We start from the raw sequence: 16,993 nt of genomic DNA, 5'->3' as shown, positions 1-16,993 counted from the left end.
CCACTCCGATAAGCGTTGCGGCTCGAGGTTGCTTTCCCGGCGCTTATTTGCTGGCCGGCACTCTTCGCTCCGTTTTGCCCGATTGGCTTCGATTTGTCGTTTTGACGCCAATTTGTCTACGGATTTCGGCTAGCGATCGAACCATCGAAAAAGCGATGGCATCAATCGCCCTTTCCGCGCCGCCATCATGCGACCGTGCTCGACGCGCGGGGATCGGGAGAGCGTTCATCCAACAGGGGGGTGATGAACGCATGGAGGTTTGCCCCATCAAACAAATAGGCTGCGATGCCGACCGCTTGCGCTGCAACAAGATCGCTCTGCTTGTCGCCGATCAAGAAGCTCCCATCGACATCTACTGGATAGCGCTCAAGCAGAGCTTTGATCATCCCCGGTTGCGGCTTGCGGCAATTGCAGAGGACACGATATTGCGCAATCAGACCATCGGGGTGATGCGGGCAATATTCGAACGCATCAATATGCGCACCAATAACAGCAAGCTCATGCGACATCCATTCGTGTAAATTGCGAACGTGCCGTTCTTCATAAAATCCCCTGGCGACTCCTGATTGGTTCGTCACAACAAACGCGAAATACCCGGCGTCATTGACTGCTTTTATGGCCTGTTGAGCTCCGACCACCCACCGGATCTTGTTGGGATCGAAAGTATAGCCATCATCCTCATTGAGGACGCCATCACGATCAAAAAACACTGCCGGACGCATCGAATCTTACGGGCCCAAGTTGCATCGAGAACAGCCAATCTTCCGACAATCTCTGCTTCTTTTCAACATGTCGCACGATTAGGCAGGATCGTCCTCTGCCAGCGTGTGCGACCGACATCGACACGCGCCTTGCGTCCGCGCCAGCTGGTCCGCCCCCCCGGGACATCCCCGGCGGGCTTTGGGGACCGGCGGGGCCTGCGGTCCTGGATCTCCCTTCCGCTTAGGATCCCTGCTACGAATACAAGCGCGGTAACCAATACAGTCACCGTCATCCTTTTTTGCATATTGAGGGCCGCAAGAGATTCGAAGATGCGCATTGACCCATCGACCGATCACCTTCAAATACCCAAAGCCGTCGCACGGCCCCAGGTGGCTCTGTCCAGCTTCCAGCCCAATTCCGATGCCGCACAAACCTTTTTCGCAGTGGCCGCAGCTGTTAAGGAGAATCGGCGGGCCTCTGACCCTAAGCATGCAGTCTTAAAAGAATGAACTCGCCCCTTTTAGACACGATCAGTGCCTGGTTTCAAAATCTCGGCGATCTCACGCCGAGTTCGGTAATGGCGGTCTGCTTCGTATTTTTGATAATGGCCTTTATCGTACTTCCTCGCACCCCTCTCATTTGCGCCGCGGGTGCCGCCTTTGGCTGGAAAGTCGCCGTAATCATCTTGTTGAGCGGTACCGTCGGAGCTATCCTCGCTTTCCTCACTTCCCGCTACGTCGCGTCGAGCTGGTTTCGAAAAAGGCTCGAGAACAAGCCTAACTTCGGCGTCATTGCACAAGCAGTAGACGAGGAAGGCTGGCGCATCATCGCGCTGATGCGTCTGGGCGTGCCACTTCCCGGAGCAGTTCAAAACTACCTGTTCGGTCTGACGAGGATTGACATCTCAACGTACTCGATCTCGACTTTTATTTTCACTGCGCCGCAAGTGTTCCTGTATTCATTTCTGGGCGCGACCGGCCGAGCCTCGCTACTGGACGAAAATCTAGGCATCTCGCTGATCACATTGGCGCTGATCATCACAACTGTTGCCCTTATAGGATGGCGGGTAAGAGTCTTACTGTCGCGGCGGGCGCCACTCGCCTAGACGCGCGAGCTCGCTCACGCTCGAGTTCAACGGCCGCCGAGCGCAGCGGCGGCCCCATTGCCAAATGCTCCTCATGCTCGATCTCGGCGGAAGGGGTCTGAAACGGGCGCGAACGGCCGGTCTAGTATTTCGCCGCTTATCGCAAGGTGGGCCTAACAGGAACCACCGCTAATCCCTCAACTTAGTCCCTGGGGCGGGCTAGCGAAGACTTAGATCGCGCTGTGATGCTGCTCGTGATCCTGCTGCCAAACCGTGAGGCGGTTGCTAACCGCCCGCATCTCCCCCTTTCGTTGATAGGCAATTGCTAGGTCACCTATATCGCCTACAAACGGGTGCATTTGCTTGACAAGCGGACGATGCTGGAAAACAAGAGACAAGAAAGTGGCTAGCAGTCTCATCGATTCCAAACCGGTCGCCTGGACATCGTTATGAATGCTCAAGACTCCAAACAGCGCATCGCCTTAATCACCGGCGTGACTGGACAGGACGGTGCGTATTTGGCCGAACATCTGCTATCGCTCGGCTATGTTGTGCACGGCATCAAACGGCGCTCGTCGTCATTCAATACCGCCCGCGTCGACCATCTCTACCAGGATCCGCATGTCGGGGAGGTGCCGTTCCTGATGCACTATGGCGACATGACAGACTCGACCAACCTTATCCGACTCATGCAGCAGATTAGGCCGACCGAGATCTATAACCTAGCCGCCCAGAGCCATGTCGGCGTCAGCTTCGAAAGCCCGGAATACACTGCCAATGCCGACGCGATCGGCGTGCTGCGGCTGCTCGAGGCCATCCGCATCCTCGGCGTGGAGAAGGAGACGCGCTTCTACCAGGCCTCCACCTCCGAACTCTACGGCCTGGTGCAGGAGGTTCCGCAGAAAGAGACCACGCCGTTCTATCCGCGCTCGCCCTACGGCGTGGCAAAGCTCTACGGCTACTGGATCACCGTGAACTACCGCGAAGCCTACGGCATGTTTGCCTCGAACGGCATCCTGTTCAACCACGAGAGCCCGATCCGAGGTGAGACCTTCGTCACGCGTAAGATCACCCGCGGCGTCGCCCGCATCGAAGTCGGGATCGAGGAAACGCTCTACCTCGGCAATCTCGAGGCCAAACGCGACTGGGGACACGCCAAGGACTATGTCGAGGGCATGCACATGATCCTGCAAGCTGAGAAGCCCGACGACTTCGTGCTCGCGACCGGCGAGACCCGCTCGGTCCGAGAGATGGTCGAGCTGTCCTTTGCCGAAGTGGGCCGTCAGATTGAGTGGCGCGGTACGGGCGTCGAGGAGACCGGCATCGACGGCAAGAGCGGCAGGACGGTGGTGCGTATCGATCCGACCTATTTCCGCCCCACCGAGGTCGATCTTCTCATCGGCGACGCCAGCAAGGCCCGCAAGCAGCTTGGCTGGAAGCCGAAGCGGACATTTGCCCAGCTCGTGCAGGAGATGATGGCGAGCGATCTGGCCGAGGCCAAGCGGGAGATCGCCCATGGCAAACACTCCGTTTGAACTGAAGGGCAAGACCGTCTACGTCGCCGGCCATCGCGGCATGGTCGGCAGCGCGCTCGTGCGCCGACTCGCGCAGGAGGATGCGAAGCTCGTCACGACAACCCGCGGCGAGGTCGACCTCTGCAACCAGGCCGCGGTATTCGACTGGTTCGCGAAGACGCGGCCGCAGGTGATCTTTCTGGCGGCAGCAAAGGTCGGCGGCATCGTAGCCAACAACACGCTGCGCGCCGAATTCATCTACGAGAACATCGCGATCGCCGCCAACGTGATCCATGCCGCGCATCAGAATGGCGCGGAGAAGCTGATGTTTCTGGGCTCGTCGTGCATCTATCCAAAGCTCGCGGCCCAGCCGCTGCGCGAGGACTCGATGCTGACGGGGCCGCTCGAGCCGACCAACGAGCCTTACGCGATCGCCAAGATCGCTGGCATCAAGATGGCGGAGGCTTATCGCAGCCAGTACGGCAGCGATTTCATTAGCGTGATGCCGACGAATCTCTACGGCCGCGGCGACAACTACAATCCCGAATACAGCCACGTCGTCGCCGCGCTGATCCGCCGGTTTCACGAGGCAAAGCTTTCAGACGCCCCCAACGTCGTCGTCTGGGGTACCGGCACGCCGCGGCGCGAATTCCTCTATGTCGACGACATGGCGGACGCCTGCGTGCACCTGATGAAGACCTATTCGAGCGCTGAGCTCGTCAATGTCGGCACCGGCGAAGACATCACCATCTCCGAATTCGCCCGCGTGGTTGCTGCCGCCGTCGGCTATCGCGGCGAGATCTCCTTCGACACCTCGCGCCCCGATGGCACGCCGCGCAAGCTGCTCGACATCAGCCGTCTTGCCAAGCTCGGCTGGCGCGCCAGGACCTCGCTGGAAGATGGCATCCGCCGCGCCTACGCGGCCTATCTGGCCGAGAGCCAGGCCAAAGGGCTCTCACAGCCCCACGCATGACCGGCGAGGATCGTAGCTCGCACATGAATATTCCCGCAAAGCTGATCATCGCGGCCCAGTTCTATCCGCCTGATACGACTACGACGGCCGTCTATGTCGGCAAGATCGCCGACAGCCTCGCGCGCGATCGTCAGGTCGTCGTGATCTCCGCGACATCAGGCTCGGGCGCGGCGGGCCACCCCGGCAAGCCCGAGATCGTTGAGCTCAAGAGCTGGAATCCGCAAAAATCGGCGCTTCTCCGACGTGCGGTGGCCATGTGCCTGCTTGCGGCACAGATGTTCTTCTCGGTCTTGCGGCGGGCAAGGCCAGGCGACATTGTATTCTGCGTCACGACGCCGTTCACCCTGCCCTATACCGTGCTCCTTGCAGCCAGATTGCGGGGCGCAAGGACCATGCTCCTGATCTACGACCTCTACCCGGAGACGCTTGAGGCCGCCGGCATGGTCCGCTCCAACTCGCTCGCGGTCCGGCTGATCCGCTTTGCCAACACGCTGCTGTTCAGGCGCCTGGACGCGATCATCGTGATCGGCCGCGACGTGCCGCCGCTGATCGAAAAATATCGCGGGGTCAAAGCAGGCCAGCTTCACTTCATTCCGAACTGGGCGCTGATCCCGATCGGACACCGCAAGACCGATCCGGCCAGCCGCTTCCGCGCGCCGGATCCCTCCAAATTCACCGTCGGCCTGTCGGGTAATCTCGGCTTCACCCACGACCCGGCTACGGTTTTCGAAGCGGCCCGCCTGCTGCGGAACGAGACGGACATTCAATTCGTCCTGTCCGGCTGGGGCGTGGGCTGGGCCGTGCTCAACGACCTCTTCGCCAAGGACAAGCTCGAGAATGTCACGATGTTCGAGCCGGTGCCTGAAGAGGAACTCGTCGAATTCCTGTCGGCCGCCGATCTCTGGGTCATCCCCTATCGCCGGTATATCGCCGGCGTCTCGATCCCGAGCCGTCTCTACAACATCCTCGCCGTCGGCCGGCCGGTGGTCGTCACCTCGGAAGCAAATTCGGAAGGCGCGCTCGTGCTCGGAGAAGACGCGATCGGATGGGTCGTCCCGCCGGAAAATCCCGCCGAGCTCGCGCGAGCCATTCGCGACGCGGCGCGCGATCGGCGGGCCACGATGGACAAGGGTGTTCGCGCGGCAGGCGTTGCCGAGAGATATCGCGAAGATGTCGCCCTTGCCGGCTATCGCCAGGTTGTCAACCACGTTGCTCGAGGAAGGACGCGCCGCTGAGCGGCACTCGGAAGACAAGTGCCACCTCGCGGAACAGCAGGATTTGACGGAGAGCGGTGGCGTGCGGCATCAAAACTGCAATTTCCACCGACTCTTTCCGCCGCTCGGCCTGACGTCGGCTAGGATGAACTTGTCAAGGCTCCAGCGATTTGAAAGCCACTAAAGGTTGCGTTCGGCCATCCGCGGAGACGACCTCGATTTTCTCGCGAACGACCGACCTATGGGTCATCTCTCACTGCCGCAACCCTTGGGCGTGTCTATGCCGAGCCGACCTTTCGATCTGCTCGCGGTCGGGCATCCCGTGATCATGGGATGCTTACGAAGGGGCAAAGTCGTGCCAGGCTGTCCTAAAAACACCGCGAGTCGATCCCCCTTGCGGGATACCGTTCTTGCTGGCTTGGGAGGACGGCGGAGTGAGGGGACTAGTTGAAACCAGAGCTAATTAAGCAAGCTTCTCATACCAGACAAAGTGCGAGAAGCCGTTCTTCGGCCAGCCGCCCGTTTCCTGCTCCAAGATCTTGAGCCCGAACAACTCCGCCAGCGTCTGCAATTCGTTCGCGTGATAGAAACGCGCGATAGGTGTCAGGAAAAAGTCGCCGAACTGCTCCCATGACGGCTCTATTGCAGGAAACTTCCACTTGCCTTGCACACAGCCCAGCGTGGCCCAGAGCGCGAGATGATAAGGCGGAAAAACGGTGAACTTCAGAACTCGATCGCCGACTTTCTTTCCGAACAGATGCTGAACCCCCTTCAGGGGCGGGCTCAGGGCAAAATAAAGAGAGCGGTAGAGGTTGTCCCAATTGTAGACTGCGTAAAGCATCTTCCCGCCAGGCTTGAGAATGCGAACAAGCTCCATGAAGCAACGCATCGGATCCGGGGTGTGATGCGTCACTCCGTGCGAGATGACGATGTCAGCGACTTCATCCGCGATGGGAAGCCTGAGGTTCGAGCCGAGAACGCCCTCTGCATTGAGCGGCGGCCTCTGGATCTGCCGAATCGAGCCATAGGCAAGGTCAATCCCGAACGGCGTTATTCCCCGATGCTCCTTGAACGCCTGGACGATGGCTCCCTTTCCACACCCGACCTCGATGACGGTGTCAGCCCGCGCGAAGAGATAGTCGTATTTTGAATCCCGAAGCCAGCGCCCCAACGGAAGGTTGTCCAAATCCATGTAGTTGTTGCAGGGCGTCTCATCGTAGTGATCCCGAACGCGGTTGTGTATGCTGTCGGGAATGACCGCCGTCGTTCCTGCATCCGGACGGAGATCCGCAACATTGCCCATGAAGCCATAGCGCAGACCAGACGTCTCGCCGCGGAGGTGATTTCCCTCGATGACGAGAGAGCCGAGATCAACGGGGTCTCGGAGCAAGCTCAGATATTTGGGAACGAAGGACATCGCATCTCGGTAAAAGTAGAAAATTTCAGGAAAATCCGTGAGGCAGCCGGACCTTAGACTTCTCCGACTTCGTGAAGCAAGCCTCTTGTTCGGAGCTCACCCTTCATGATGCAAGTTCCATGATCGGCGTGGGTATACCCGCATCAAGGCTTCGCCCCGATGCGCATATCCGCCCTTAAGGCTTGACAACAAAGGGTAAATTCGAAACATGCTGCGATCCTGCAACCAATGCGCGCGAGCCCCACCGTGACAAGCAATCCAACGAGCAATGACGTCACCGCTCGAACGAACGACGCGCGCGAGCGCCATGTCATCGTCTAACGACATAGCTATAACTGAGCGCTCCGCGCGCATTCGACTGTCGGTCGCGGATCCAGCTGATCTCCTATTCATTGCGGCCGTGGCCATCTGGTTGATCCAGGCCGTCTACATGATTGGGCATGTCGACAGTTGGCTCGACGAAGGCCTCTATCTGATTAAGTCAGGCGAATATTTCAGCGGCCGAGTCCAGCCCTACTCGCTCGAGGACGCGACCGCCTACCCGCCGCTTTATTTCTATGTGCTCGGAGCGGCGCAATGGCTGTTCGGCCACGGGCATCTGGCGGGGCGCCTCTTGTCCGTCTTTCTTTCCCTGTGCACGCTCATTCTTCTGCGCAAAAGCGCGCGTCGGTGCCTGCGCGACCGGCTGGCCGCCGCACTCGCAGTGCTCATTTATGCCGCAAATCCGATGGTCGTCGCTTATATGTCGACCGCGACTCCTTACGCAATCATCACCCTGCTCACCCTGGTATCGTTTCTGGTCGTCACGGAAACCAAGCCGCTCCACCCCTTGTTGCAGGCGACAAGCATGGGCGTGCTTGCCGCCGCACTCGTCCTGATCAGGCTCAATCTCGCAGCCACGCTGCCAATGTTCGCAGCGCTCCATCTGCTGGTAAGCGGACAAGCGAAGAAACGCGCCCTGGCCACGCTTGGGGGAGCGGCGCTGGTCGCAGGCGCCTGTCTCGTCGTCAGCATCATGATCTTCGGGCACGGCCTCTTCGAAACGCTCGCCTTCCTGCCCGGCCTTGCTCAAATTCTCTGGCGCTTTACCGACGTCGGCATCGAAATGCAGGACGTCCTCACCCTCACGCGTTCGCCGAACGACTTGCAGTTCAGCTGGTCCGTGGTTCGCGAAGTCGCCAACCGCTTTTTCCTGCAGCTCTATCCGGCGCTGCTTCTGCCTGCAATTCCGGGCGGAGCGCTCAGCCTGGTGCACTTCCGCCGCCTACCTCTGGCAGGCTTCTGCACGCTGTATTTCGTCGTCATGACGCTCGTGCACCTTCTGGGCTCCCAGAGCTATTGCCCGCCGTGCCTGATGGCTTATGCTAACTACTTCCTGCCGTTTGCGGCCATTCCCGCCGCTCTCTGTCTCGTGACGATCGGTGCAAGGATTCCCGCCTCCGCAGGACGAACGGGGCTGATCCTGTTCATCCTTGCTACAGACTACTACGCCGCCTCGAGGAGCAGGCTTGGAATGCTGATTTCTAATTGGTGGTCGAACCCACTCGCCAACGTTCAGACTCTCGCGCAATCCCTCAAACCGCTTCTTCCTGACGGCCGCGTCCTCGTGCTCTCGGGCAAATATCAGCCCGTGCAAGCCGTCTGGCTCGCGAGGCGCTCCATAGAGCCCTACAGCGTAAGCCTTTTTCCTAACCTGCGCGAGCCTCTGGACGGTCTCAATCCCGAGACCAAGGCGAAGGCGCGCCATGCTTTGCAGATGCGCGGGTTTCGCGACGCGACCGCTCTGATCGAGGATTTGAAGCGGCCGGCGGCAGCCGTCGTTCTTCAGGAAGCGCCTCCGCTGGGCGACATGCTCGCCCTTTACCTCGGAAAACCCAATGCTGAGCAGGTCGAAAACACGCTTCGCGAGCGTTACAGCAAGGTGGGCGACGCATCGGAGGGCAACGTCACCGTCTCCGTCTGGCTCCCAAAGTAAGCTCATGCGCATTCTCGAAATGAACTATGAGTTTCCACCCGTCGGTGGTGGTGGCGGCAAGGCCACCGAAGACCTGGCGACGGAGCTTTCGAAGCTGGGCCACTCGATCCGCGTCCTGACAGCGCGGCAGGGTAATCTGCCGCGCCTGGAAACCAGCGCCGGATTAGAAGTCGAGCGCATCTTCGCGTTTCGTAGGCAGCGAGACCGCTGCTCCGTCTGGGAGATGATCGGCTTTATCCTGATGGCCGTCCCAGCCGGGCTGCGAACGGTCCGCACATTTCGTCCGGACGCAATCCACGTCCATTTCGCGGTGCCGACCGGTTTCGCGGCATGGCTGGTTGCCACGCTCTCGGGCACTCCATACGTCTTGACGGCGCATCTCGGCGACGTTCCGGGCGGCACGCCGGAACAGACTGACAAGTTCTTCCGCGTGATCAAACCGCTTACCAGACCAATCTGGCATGGCGCCGCCACTGTCACGGCCGTCAGCTCATTCGTTGCCCGGCTCGCGCGCGACGCCTATGGACTTGAGGCCATTGTCATTCCGAACGGCGTCGATATCGATAAATCACCGGCGGTTCCGCGCGCGCCGGAGAGCACCGTCAAGCTGATCTTCGCGGGGCGCATGGTGGCTCAAAAAAATCTTGCGTGGGGGCTGCAGCGGCTCGCGGCCGTCAATGACCGGAACTGGACGCTCGACCTGTTCGGCGATGGTCCGAGCAGAGCGGCCCTGGAACGGCACTGTGCGGTGCTCGGCCTTTCCGATCGCGTCGCGTTTCATGGTTGGGTCACACCGGCGGAAGTCGATCTTGCAATGTCCCGCTCCGATATCCTGTTTATGCCGTCGCTGAGCGAAGGGCTTTCCCTGGTCGCAATCAACGCGCTGGCGCACGGGCTCGCGCTCGCCTGCTCACGCATCGACGGCTTTGCCGACGTGCTCGTCGAGAACGAGAACGGACTGTCGGCGCCGCTCGACGATCCCAGGGGATTCGAACACGCTCTTACGCGTCTCCTGGATGACCGGGACCAGCTGTTGCGCATGAAAGTCGCAAGCAGGGCCAAGGCGGCCGCGTTCGACCGCAGATCGATCGCTGCTCGTTACGAGCAAGTCCTGCGGTCGGCCGCCTCGCAGCATACCCACGGGCGCAAGTGACACAATGCCGGCGTATCAGCAGAAATTCGTGAGCCCACGCGTCATCCGCGGCAACCGCGGCGACCTGCTCAGCCGATGGGGCATTCTGAGCGCGGTTGCGACCATGACACAGAGGCCAGTCGACGTCTTTTGCTCGCGGCAGAGGCATTTGCCGCCAATGGCTGCGACGTCGATCCCCTATGGCCGAGTCTACAATCTCTTTCCGCCGCTAAGCGGCTGGCGATCTTTGGCGAAGGCCGACGTTGTGCTATGGACCGGCGGGCTCGACCTGCAGGACGATTCATCACTCGCCAAGCTGTGCCACACCTGGCTCGTCTTCTTCATCTATCGCCTGCTCGGCCTCAAGATCGTTTGCGTCTGCCAGGGCGCGGGTCCGCTTGAGTCCCCAATCGGGCGCTTTCTTGCGCGGGCGGTGCTCAGCCAGGCCGCAGTCTTCATGGCGCGCGACAAGGGTACCTTCGATCTCGTCACTTCGCTTCGCTCGCGCGCGAGGCTGGTCCGCTCCCACGACGGCATCTTCCTGCCCGGATTTGAATCGGTCGAACACCCCACCTCGAAGGTGTTCGCCGACCTCGAGAAGACGTCGGAAGAACATCGCGGGCCTCTCATCGCGATCAACATGCGACTGTGGTTCCACTTCACGGGCGGATTCCTCCCGTATCAGTTCGCGAAGGCATCGTTCCGCGAGCGCGCCGACGAACGGATGTCGGCGTTCGTGGATGCCTTTGTCAGGCTGATCGGCCGGCTTCGCACCGAGATGGACGCGCGCGTGGTCCTGGTTTCGATGTACGAGCCGGGCATCGAGGAATGGGAAGACGACGCGATGTGGTTAGGCCAGTTGAAAGCCCGTTTTGCCGATGACCGTGCGGTTCTAATGTGCGAAGATGACCTCTCGATCCCGGAGTTCATTACCCTGATGAAGAGATTTGACTTGGTGATCGGAACACGGCTGCACTCGACCTTGACCGCGCTGAGGCAAGGCGTGAGAGCGATCCATCTTTCCTACACAATCAAGGGCAGGGACATCTTCGACAGTCTCGGGCTGGCCGAGTTCGCGTTCGATCTGAACAGGTTCATCGAAGCGCCAGACCAGGTATTCGAGCTTGCGCGCACGACCATCGACAAAAAGGATCTGCCGGCCCGGATCGCCGGGATCACCGCGAATGCCATAGTCGAAAATCTGCAGGCGCTGGATCAGGCGCTGGTGGAGGCTTGCACTGGCGCGCGGGGTTCCGGCGGGCAGCAATCCCCCAGCCATTCGCGATCATCCTGATGTGCGGTATTGCAGGCTTCATCGGCGAGTGGGACGCAGCTCGCCTAGACGATCTGACGGATGCGCTCGCGCATCGCGGGCCGGACGGACGCGGCGTCGATTTCATGCCGTCGGGCAGCGCGATCGGTCTGTCCGCAAGCGCCGTTGGACTGGGACACCGCCGCCTCTCGATCATCGACGTAGCAGGCGGCGCGCAACCAATGTGGAATGCGGATCGCACTGTAGGCCTCGTGTTCAACGGCGAGATCTACAACTTCCGCCAGCTTCGCAAGGAGCTCGAGGCCTGCGGCCAGCACTTCTCGACGCATTCCGACACAGAGGTCATCCTTCATGGCTGGCGTGTCTGGGGCCCGAGGGTCGTCGATCGCCTGGAGGGAATGTTTGCATTTGCAGTGTGGGACACGCGCACTCGAAGCCTGTTCCTGGTGCGCGACCGGCACGGTATCAAGCCGCTCTACTATTCGATTCCGCGTCCCGGTCAGATCATATTTGCTTCCGAGATCCGGCCTCTGCTGCGTGCCGCCGACACCGCTGTGACGATCAACAGATCGGCCCTCTACGAATATCTTTTGAGGGGCTGGTCCGCACAGGAATCAACCCTTTTTTCCGGCGTTAAGCAGCTTCAGCCGGGCTGCCTCATGCGGTTCGATCCGACGAAGGGAGCTAGTGCCGCGAGGGTCGAACGATATTGGCGTATGCAGAGACCTGGCACCGCGGAGGTTGTCGCATCTATCTCGAATGACGAAGTCGCCGACACGCTGTGCACCCTATTCGATAAGGCAGTTTCCGCGCATCTCGTGGCCGACGTCGAGGTGGGCGTGCTGCTGTCCGGCGGGCTCGATTCGTCCGCGGTGGCGGCCTCGATGGCGCGGCTGATGGACCCGTCATCGATACAGGCATTCACGATCGGATTTGGCCTTCCCGACGACGAGATTCCATTTGCGAGGTCAGCCGCGAGCCATTGCGGGATCAAATCGAAGGAGCGCCTCGTCGATCCGTCCGTGTTCTCATCGGGGTTTACCGATTGCATCGAGAGTCTGGAAGAGCCGATCGCTCACCCGGTCATGCAGACGACCTGGCAGGCGGCAAAGTTCGTTCGGCAGAACGTGAAGGTGGCCCTGCTCGGCGAAGGATCCGACGAGCTGTTCGCCGGCTATCCGCACTACCGGCTGTTAAGGCCACCCTTTTCGCTGCTGCCAGGACGGCTGATGCGCAAATACGCGCTCGATGTCATGTGCCTGATGCCGGACAGCCGCACACTACGGCGCTTGATGACACCGGGCTCCTATGAGCCAGACGCCCTCGAAGCCATCGAGCGCAGGATTCAACCGTGGTTCGGCGGGGACGATGACGCGGACGACATGCTTCGGTTCGAGGCAGAGACCGCGCTCGTCCAGAACCAACTCATGCGCGTCGACAAGCTGACCATGGCGCATTCCGTCGAGGCGCGTGTTCCATTCCTGGACAACACGTTCGCCGAATACGCGAATGCGCTTCCCTTCGCACTGAAGACGGAGAACGGCACGGCGAAGGCGATCTTCCGCAAGGCCATGCAGTACCGACTACCGACCGATGTCCTGTATCGCCCCAAGTCCGGCAAGAAGGGTACGCAGGCCCTGCTCCCCATGATCAACGGGCTGCTGGCATCGGGCGGCCCCCTGCATCACCTGGTTGACGAAAAATCGATCGCGGCGAGGGGCTGGTTCGATCCGAAAGCGACGCGCGGCTGGATCGATGGTATGACTTCACCCGTTGTTCGCTACAACCCGATCGAAAGCCGGCGGCGTGCCAAATTCGCGCTTGCCCTCGCCGTCCTCGAACAGTGGTGCCGCCTCTACGTCGACGTCGACCGTAGGACCTCTCCGGTTGAACCCAGACAGATTTCAGAACCTTCCAGATGCCCGCCGTAGCCCCAATGTCCTCAGAGCCATCCGCAGTTTCCTCGTTCAATTGTCTAGAGCCCACTCTGTTCAGCAGGCTGCGGCAGCAACTCTATCCGATCTATGTCAAGTCGTTCGGCCCGATCGCGGGTTCACAAAATCACCTTGAACGGATGACGGACGACAGCCTTGACGTGAAACGGTCGATTGCCCAATTGTCACTTTTCGAGAAGGAAAGCGGCCGCAGGTTGCAGGGACTGAAGCTACTCGAAGTGGGCGCCGGGCTTGGCCTGACCGTCACCACGGCCAGGCTGCGGTTCGGGGCCGAAGCATACGGCCTGGAACCGGGTGGCGAAGAGTTCAGCGGCACTTACGAACTCGGTCAGCAGCTTCTGGACGGCTGCGGGCTCGATCCTGAGCTTCTCGTCAATGGAGCCGGAGAGCACATCCCCTTCCCTGACCAGAGCTTCGATGCCGTCATATCGTCCAACGTGCTCGAGCATGTCGCCGATCCCGCAGCGGTGATGAAAGAGTGCTTTCGGGTGCTGCGACCAGGCGGCGTCTGCCACATGGTGATCCCGAATTTCGGCAGCTGGTGGGAGGGCCATTACGGCCTGCTCTGGTTGCCCCACAGCCCGCACTGGCTCGGCCGGCTTCGCGTGCGCCTCGCAGGGCGGGACCCGGCATATATCGACACGCTGCAGCTGATCACACCCGCCAAGATGAAGCGCTGGATCGCACCATTCGGCGACAGGATCGAGGTCAAGGGATGGGGCCAGGCGCTGTTCGACGAGCGCGTGCGGTCGCTGAATTTCGAGGAGTATTCGACGCTGGGGCTCGCCAAGAACCTGTTGCGAGTATTCCACCGGCTCGGTGTCATCACAATCCTGCTTGGCATTGCACGAGTATTGCGCTGGGAGACTCCCATCGTCCTCACCTTCGTCAGGACGTCATGAAGGTTCGCCCCGGCCTGCTTCGGCAATGGACGAACGCCCCGCAGGTCTCACGGCTGGCCTGGCGCGGCTGTCAATTGCTGATCTCCGTGTCGCTGATCCTGTGGTTGCTCTCGAAGGTCGATTCTGCGACCATCAGCACGATTGCCGGTTTTCCTCCCGCAGTTCTTGCCATTTCGCTCGTCGTCTTTGCGACCAGTCAGGTGTTCGGCGCGTTACGGCTATGGGTGCTGCTGCGCGGCGAGGAGACGAGCTTTCCGCCGCTCGACGTGATGCGACTGACCTTCATCGGTTTCTTCACTAACAACTTCCTTCCCAGCACAGTCGGCGGCGACGTTTACAGGGCGGTAGCGCTCACGCGCGGCGGCCACGACCTAAACCTCGCGGTCCTGACTCTCGTCGCCGACCGTTTGCTGAGCCTGGTCGTCGTCGTGCTGATGACGGCCGCAGCCCTGCCCTCCACCAACTTCTGGGAGCTGCGGCCGAGCGTGACCGCAATCTCCGCCGCATCGCTCGCGATCTGGATCGTGCCAGCGCTTGCTGTGGTGGGGATACTGGGTGTTCTGGCGAGCCGCAGCCCCTCGTTCCGTCCGGTCGTCACGAGAATGGGCCAGAAAATGGCCGCGGCCGCCGCACGCGCACTCCGCCTCGCCGGCCTGCCGCGCGTCCTTGCGCTCGCGGTCCTGTTCTCCGTGCTAAGCTCCGCCGCGTCGATCCTGGCCCAGTTCATCATCGCGCAAGCGATCGGCATGAGGGTAGACGTCATCCAGCTCACCGCCGTCATCGGCCTCGTGACGCTGGCGGCGCTGATGCCCGTCTCCATCAACGGCATCGGGCTGCAGGAAGCCGGCCTCGTCGCGCTATTTCAGCTCTTGGGCGTTGCGCACGAGCCGGCCATTGCCTTTGCCGCCTTCAGCAGAGCGTTGATCCTTGGAACGAGCCTCATCGGCGGCCTGCTCCTGATGTTCTCGGGCCGGCCGTCGACAAGTCAGACTCACCTTCCGAAACCGTAGTTCTCTGCGGCGAGATCCGAGCCGCGGTAGAGCCAAGCCATTTCATAACCGCGAAAGTCGAGGGTCAGGATAGGACGTGATTTCGGTTGCGGAAAGCCCTGAACGATGCGGCTCCGATTGAACAGATAATAATCGTGATCGCCCAAGGGCTCTTTTCCGACGACATTTGCGGCATCAAATATCTCGAATGACCGCGGCCGCTCCGGCAGCCATCGTCCATAATACAGGTGAAAAATTCGCCCATTTCGACAGATGTCCGGCGATCTCCCGCAGAACTCCTCGAACTTCTCACCCAGGAGCGCGCGTTCCTCGCCCCATCCCATCCAGGATGGATTCAATCGGCCGGCCTCCGCAAAATCGGCGTCCGGATAATTCAGCCAGAACGGTCGAAAAGCAGCGTACAGCGGCCGGAACGGCACCGTCTCCAGGATCAAGAACAATGCTGCCATGAAAGCAATGGCGGCAAGACCAACGCTCCTCGTTCGATTCGCCAGACCATACGTCTGGGCGCTCGACAATATGACTAGCAGAGACGCAGCGAGAATCAGGAATAAGGGCGTGTTTAGATATCGGTGGGCTAACGGCACCTGCAACAGCGCGCCGATCAAAATCAATGCCAGCGCCACAACGAAGAGAAAACCAGCGGTGGCGTCGCACGGTCTGCGTCCGGTCAGCAAGAGTATGCATGCGAGGAGCATAATGATGAACAGCGGAGTCGGAATCGCAACAATTAGGATTTCGAAGGCATAACCCAAATATGCGAGTCTGGTGATCGCGAGACTGTCGAAACCGAAATGCAGCCACACTCCATTCATCGCAAAGGATGGAGATATCGGAGTCGGATAGAACGGCGCCCAATAGGGCTGCAGAAGAGCTGCTGAGACCAGACCTGCGCCAAAGCCAAGAATCATGATGCCCGCAACGGTCGCCGGAAAATGTTGCACTGCCAAGGGGAGGTTAGCGGCCTTCAATCGTTGGCTCCAGCTTCCGAGCAGCACCGTCGTCCCCAGCAAGGATCCAATGGCCATCGTCACGGCAGCCACACGGCTGGGAATTTCCCCGCCGCCTTTTCCCGACAGGACCAACAGTGGAATCCACGTCCACGAGCTCATCGCATCGACGATTCCTGGCCAGACGCCGCCCCACAGAACAGAAGGGACCCCTATGACGTACAGCAGCGTGGAGGCCACCGAGATGGACAGCGAGAGCAGAATTCCGGCAATGGTGTCGGCCACACCTGCAGTGATCGGGCGCATCGGCCATCGGGTAGCAGCAAAGACTGCCGGAGCTATCAGGACTATGAACAGAATCGGAGAACCGGAGAGCTTTTCCTGCGCCGCCAGTGTTGCCACGACAATCGCTGCAGAGAAGGCCTGAACGCTCATGCGCTGGCTGCTGGCAAATGCGACGCTGACCAAGAGCAGCGCAATGACCGCGCCGAGGGAGGAAATCAGATCATAGTTGAATGTCTTGATGGTGATATTTGTCATCGGAAAGGTAAACAGGCTCGTGACCGCCAGGATGACCATTCCCGGACTGAAGGGATCAAATCCGCCCAGCTTGGCGAGTAATAGATAGACGACCAGGAGCAGACACGAACCGAGCAGCCAATGACCGATCTTCAGAATCATGCGAATGCGATCTTCTGGAAGACCCAAGCTTTCCGCCAGCCGCACGAGATGAACCGCTACCGGCAATGTCGTGCGGAACGCGCCAGATGCCAGTTGACCATGTCCTCGATTAGCCGGCTCCAGCAACAGGTTCGTCAGCCCTGTTTCATCCATCGTCATGAATTGGGTGTCCCGTTCGACTGAAAGTGTAACGGGAACGAGCATGAGGAGC

The 16,993-nt window shown here is 60.2% G+C and carries 13 protein-coding genes; 10 read left to right on the top strand and 3 right to left on the bottom strand.

Going from position 1 to position 16,993, the window contains the following annotated elements:
* Positions 1 to 185 precede the first annotated feature (185 nt).
* On the bottom strand, positions 186 to 722 hold the full coding sequence (locus ACNJYA_RS13135; protein WP_439403064.1) for a D-glycero-alpha-D-manno-heptose-1,7-bisphosphate 7-phosphatase: 537 nt from the start codon (positions 720 to 722) through the stop codon (positions 186 to 188).
* A gap of 485 nt (positions 723 to 1,207) precedes the next feature.
* On the opposite strand from ACNJYA_RS13135, the gene ACNJYA_RS13130 reads away from it, so the two are divergent.
* The 4 genes from ACNJYA_RS13130 to ACNJYA_RS13115 all read left to right on the top strand — a co-directional run bounded on the left by ACNJYA_RS13130 (position 1,208) and on the right by ACNJYA_RS13115 (position 5,508).
* A complete protein-coding gene (locus ACNJYA_RS13130; protein ID WP_439403063.1) occupies positions 1,208 to 1,807 on the top strand; it encodes a TVP38/TMEM64 family protein in 600 nt (199 codons plus the stop codon).
* Positions 1,808 to 2,235: 428 nt separating this feature from the next.
* Complete coding sequence (gene gmd / locus ACNJYA_RS13125) at positions 2,236 to 3,321, top strand: GDP-mannose 4,6-dehydratase (protein ID WP_260380001.1); 1,086 nt, start codon at positions 2,236 to 2,238, stop codon at positions 3,319 to 3,321.
* Positions 3,302 to 4,273 carry a GDP-L-fucose synthase gene (fcl, locus tag ACNJYA_RS13120; RefSeq protein ID WP_439403062.1) on the top strand — a complete coding sequence of 324 codons (972 nt, stop codon included), beginning with the start codon at positions 3,302 to 3,304 and terminating at the stop codon, positions 4,271 to 4,273. The genes gmd and fcl overlap by 20 nt, the downstream gene beginning before the upstream one ends.
* Before the next feature lie 23 nt (positions 4,274 to 4,296).
* A complete protein-coding gene (locus tag ACNJYA_RS13115) occupies positions 4,297 to 5,508 on the top strand; it encodes a glycosyltransferase family 4 protein (RefSeq protein WP_439403061.1) in 1,212 nt (403 codons plus the stop codon).
* A gap of 442 nt (positions 5,509 to 5,950) precedes the next feature.
* Here ACNJYA_RS13115 and ACNJYA_RS13110 read toward each other — a convergent pair whose 3' ends face one another.
* The gene (locus ACNJYA_RS13110) at positions 5,951 to 6,904 is read right to left on the bottom strand and encodes a class I SAM-dependent methyltransferase (RefSeq protein WP_439403060.1); all 954 of its coding nucleotides are present in this window, start codon (positions 6,902 to 6,904) and stop codon (positions 5,951 to 5,953) included.
* A gap of 412 nt (positions 6,905 to 7,316) precedes the next feature.
* Between ACNJYA_RS13110 and ACNJYA_RS13105 the strand changes: the two genes are divergently transcribed.
* From ACNJYA_RS13105 to ACNJYA_RS13080, 6 genes are read left to right on the top strand one after another with little or no spacing between them, the layout of a single operon-like run.
* The gene (locus ACNJYA_RS13105) at positions 7,317 to 8,879 is read left to right on the top strand and encodes an ArnT family glycosyltransferase (protein WP_439403059.1); all 1,563 of its coding nucleotides are present in this window, start codon (positions 7,317 to 7,319) and stop codon (positions 8,877 to 8,879) included.
* 4 nt (positions 8,880 to 8,883) lie between these two features.
* Positions 8,884 to 10,032, top strand: a complete 1,149-nt coding sequence (locus ACNJYA_RS13100) for a glycosyltransferase family 4 protein (protein WP_260380005.1) — start codon at positions 8,884 to 8,886, stop codon at positions 10,030 to 10,032.
* 4 nt (positions 10,033 to 10,036) lie between these two features.
* A complete protein-coding gene (locus ACNJYA_RS13095) occupies positions 10,037 to 11,305 on the top strand; it encodes a polysaccharide pyruvyl transferase family protein (protein ID WP_439403058.1) in 1,269 nt (422 codons plus the stop codon).
* Entirely contained in the window at positions 11,305 to 13,215 is a 1,911-nt protein-coding gene (asnB, locus tag ACNJYA_RS13090) for an asparagine synthase (glutamine-hydrolyzing) (protein WP_439403057.1), read from the top strand. Before ACNJYA_RS13095 ends, asnB begins: the two co-directional genes overlap by 1 nt.
* Positions 13,203 to 14,141, top strand: coding sequence for a class I SAM-dependent methyltransferase (locus ACNJYA_RS13085; RefSeq protein WP_439403056.1), 939 nt, complete (start codon positions 13,203 to 13,205; stop codon positions 14,139 to 14,141). The genes asnB and ACNJYA_RS13085 overlap by 13 nt, the downstream gene beginning before the upstream one ends.
* Entirely contained in the window at positions 14,138 to 15,151 is a 1,014-nt protein-coding gene (locus tag ACNJYA_RS13080) for a lysylphosphatidylglycerol synthase transmembrane domain-containing protein (protein WP_439403055.1), read from the top strand. Before ACNJYA_RS13085 ends, ACNJYA_RS13080 begins: the two co-directional genes overlap by 4 nt.
* Here the strand turns inward: ACNJYA_RS13080 and ACNJYA_RS13075 are convergent.
* Positions 15,133 to 16,941: a hypothetical protein gene (locus ACNJYA_RS13075; RefSeq protein ID WP_439403054.1), complete on the bottom strand. Its 1,809-nt coding sequence runs from the start codon at positions 16,939 to 16,941 to the stop codon at positions 15,133 to 15,135. The genes ACNJYA_RS13080 and ACNJYA_RS13075 overlap by 19 nt on opposite strands.
* Positions 16,942 to 16,993: the final 52 nt, after the last annotated feature.

The organism is Bradyrhizobium sp. BLXBL-01, assembly GCF_051853025.1.
Taxonomy (GTDB): Bacteria; Pseudomonadota; Alphaproteobacteria; order Rhizobiales; family Xanthobacteraceae; genus Bradyrhizobium.
This window is presented reverse-complemented; position numbering and strand designations above follow the sequence as displayed.

Bases quoted from the DNA above. Each gene is read 5' to 3' on its own strand.
- ACNJYA_RS13135 (WP_439403064.1), bottom strand. From the start codon at position 722: ATGCGTCCGGCAGTGTTTTTTGATCGTGATGGCGTCCTCAATGAGGAT.
- ACNJYA_RS13130 (WP_439403063.1), top strand. From the start codon at position 1,208: ATGAACTCGCCCCTTTTAGACACGATCAGTGCCTGGTTTCAAAATCTC.
- gmd (WP_260380001.1), top strand. From the start codon at position 2,236: ATGAATGCTCAAGACTCCAAACAGCGCATCGCCTTAATCACCGGCGTG.
- fcl (WP_439403062.1), top strand. From the start codon at position 3,302: ATGGCAAACACTCCGTTTGAACTGAAGGGCAAGACCGTCTACGTCGCC.
- ACNJYA_RS13115 (WP_439403061.1), top strand. From the start codon at position 4,297: ATGAATATTCCCGCAAAGCTGATCATCGCGGCCCAGTTCTATCCGCCT.
- ACNJYA_RS13110 (WP_439403060.1), bottom strand. From the start codon at position 6,904: ATGTCCTTCGTTCCCAAATATCTGAGCTTGCTCCGAGACCCCGTTGAT.
- ACNJYA_RS13100 (WP_260380005.1), top strand. From the start codon at position 8,884: ATGCGCATTCTCGAAATGAACTATGAGTTTCCACCCGTCGGTGGTGGT.
- ACNJYA_RS13095 (WP_439403058.1), top strand. From the start codon at position 10,037: ATGCCGGCGTATCAGCAGAAATTCGTGAGCCCACGCGTCATCCGCGGC.
- asnB (WP_439403057.1), top strand. From the start codon at position 11,305: ATGTGCGGTATTGCAGGCTTCATCGGCGAGTGGGACGCAGCTCGCCTA.
- ACNJYA_RS13085 (WP_439403056.1), top strand. From the start codon at position 13,203: ATGCCCGCCGTAGCCCCAATGTCCTCAGAGCCATCCGCAGTTTCCTCG.
- ACNJYA_RS13080 (WP_439403055.1), top strand. From the start codon at position 14,138: ATGAAGGTTCGCCCCGGCCTGCTTCGGCAATGGACGAACGCCCCGCAG.
- ACNJYA_RS13075 (WP_439403054.1), bottom strand. From the start codon at position 16,941: ATGACGATGGATGAAACAGGGCTGACGAACCTGTTGCTGGAGCCGGCT.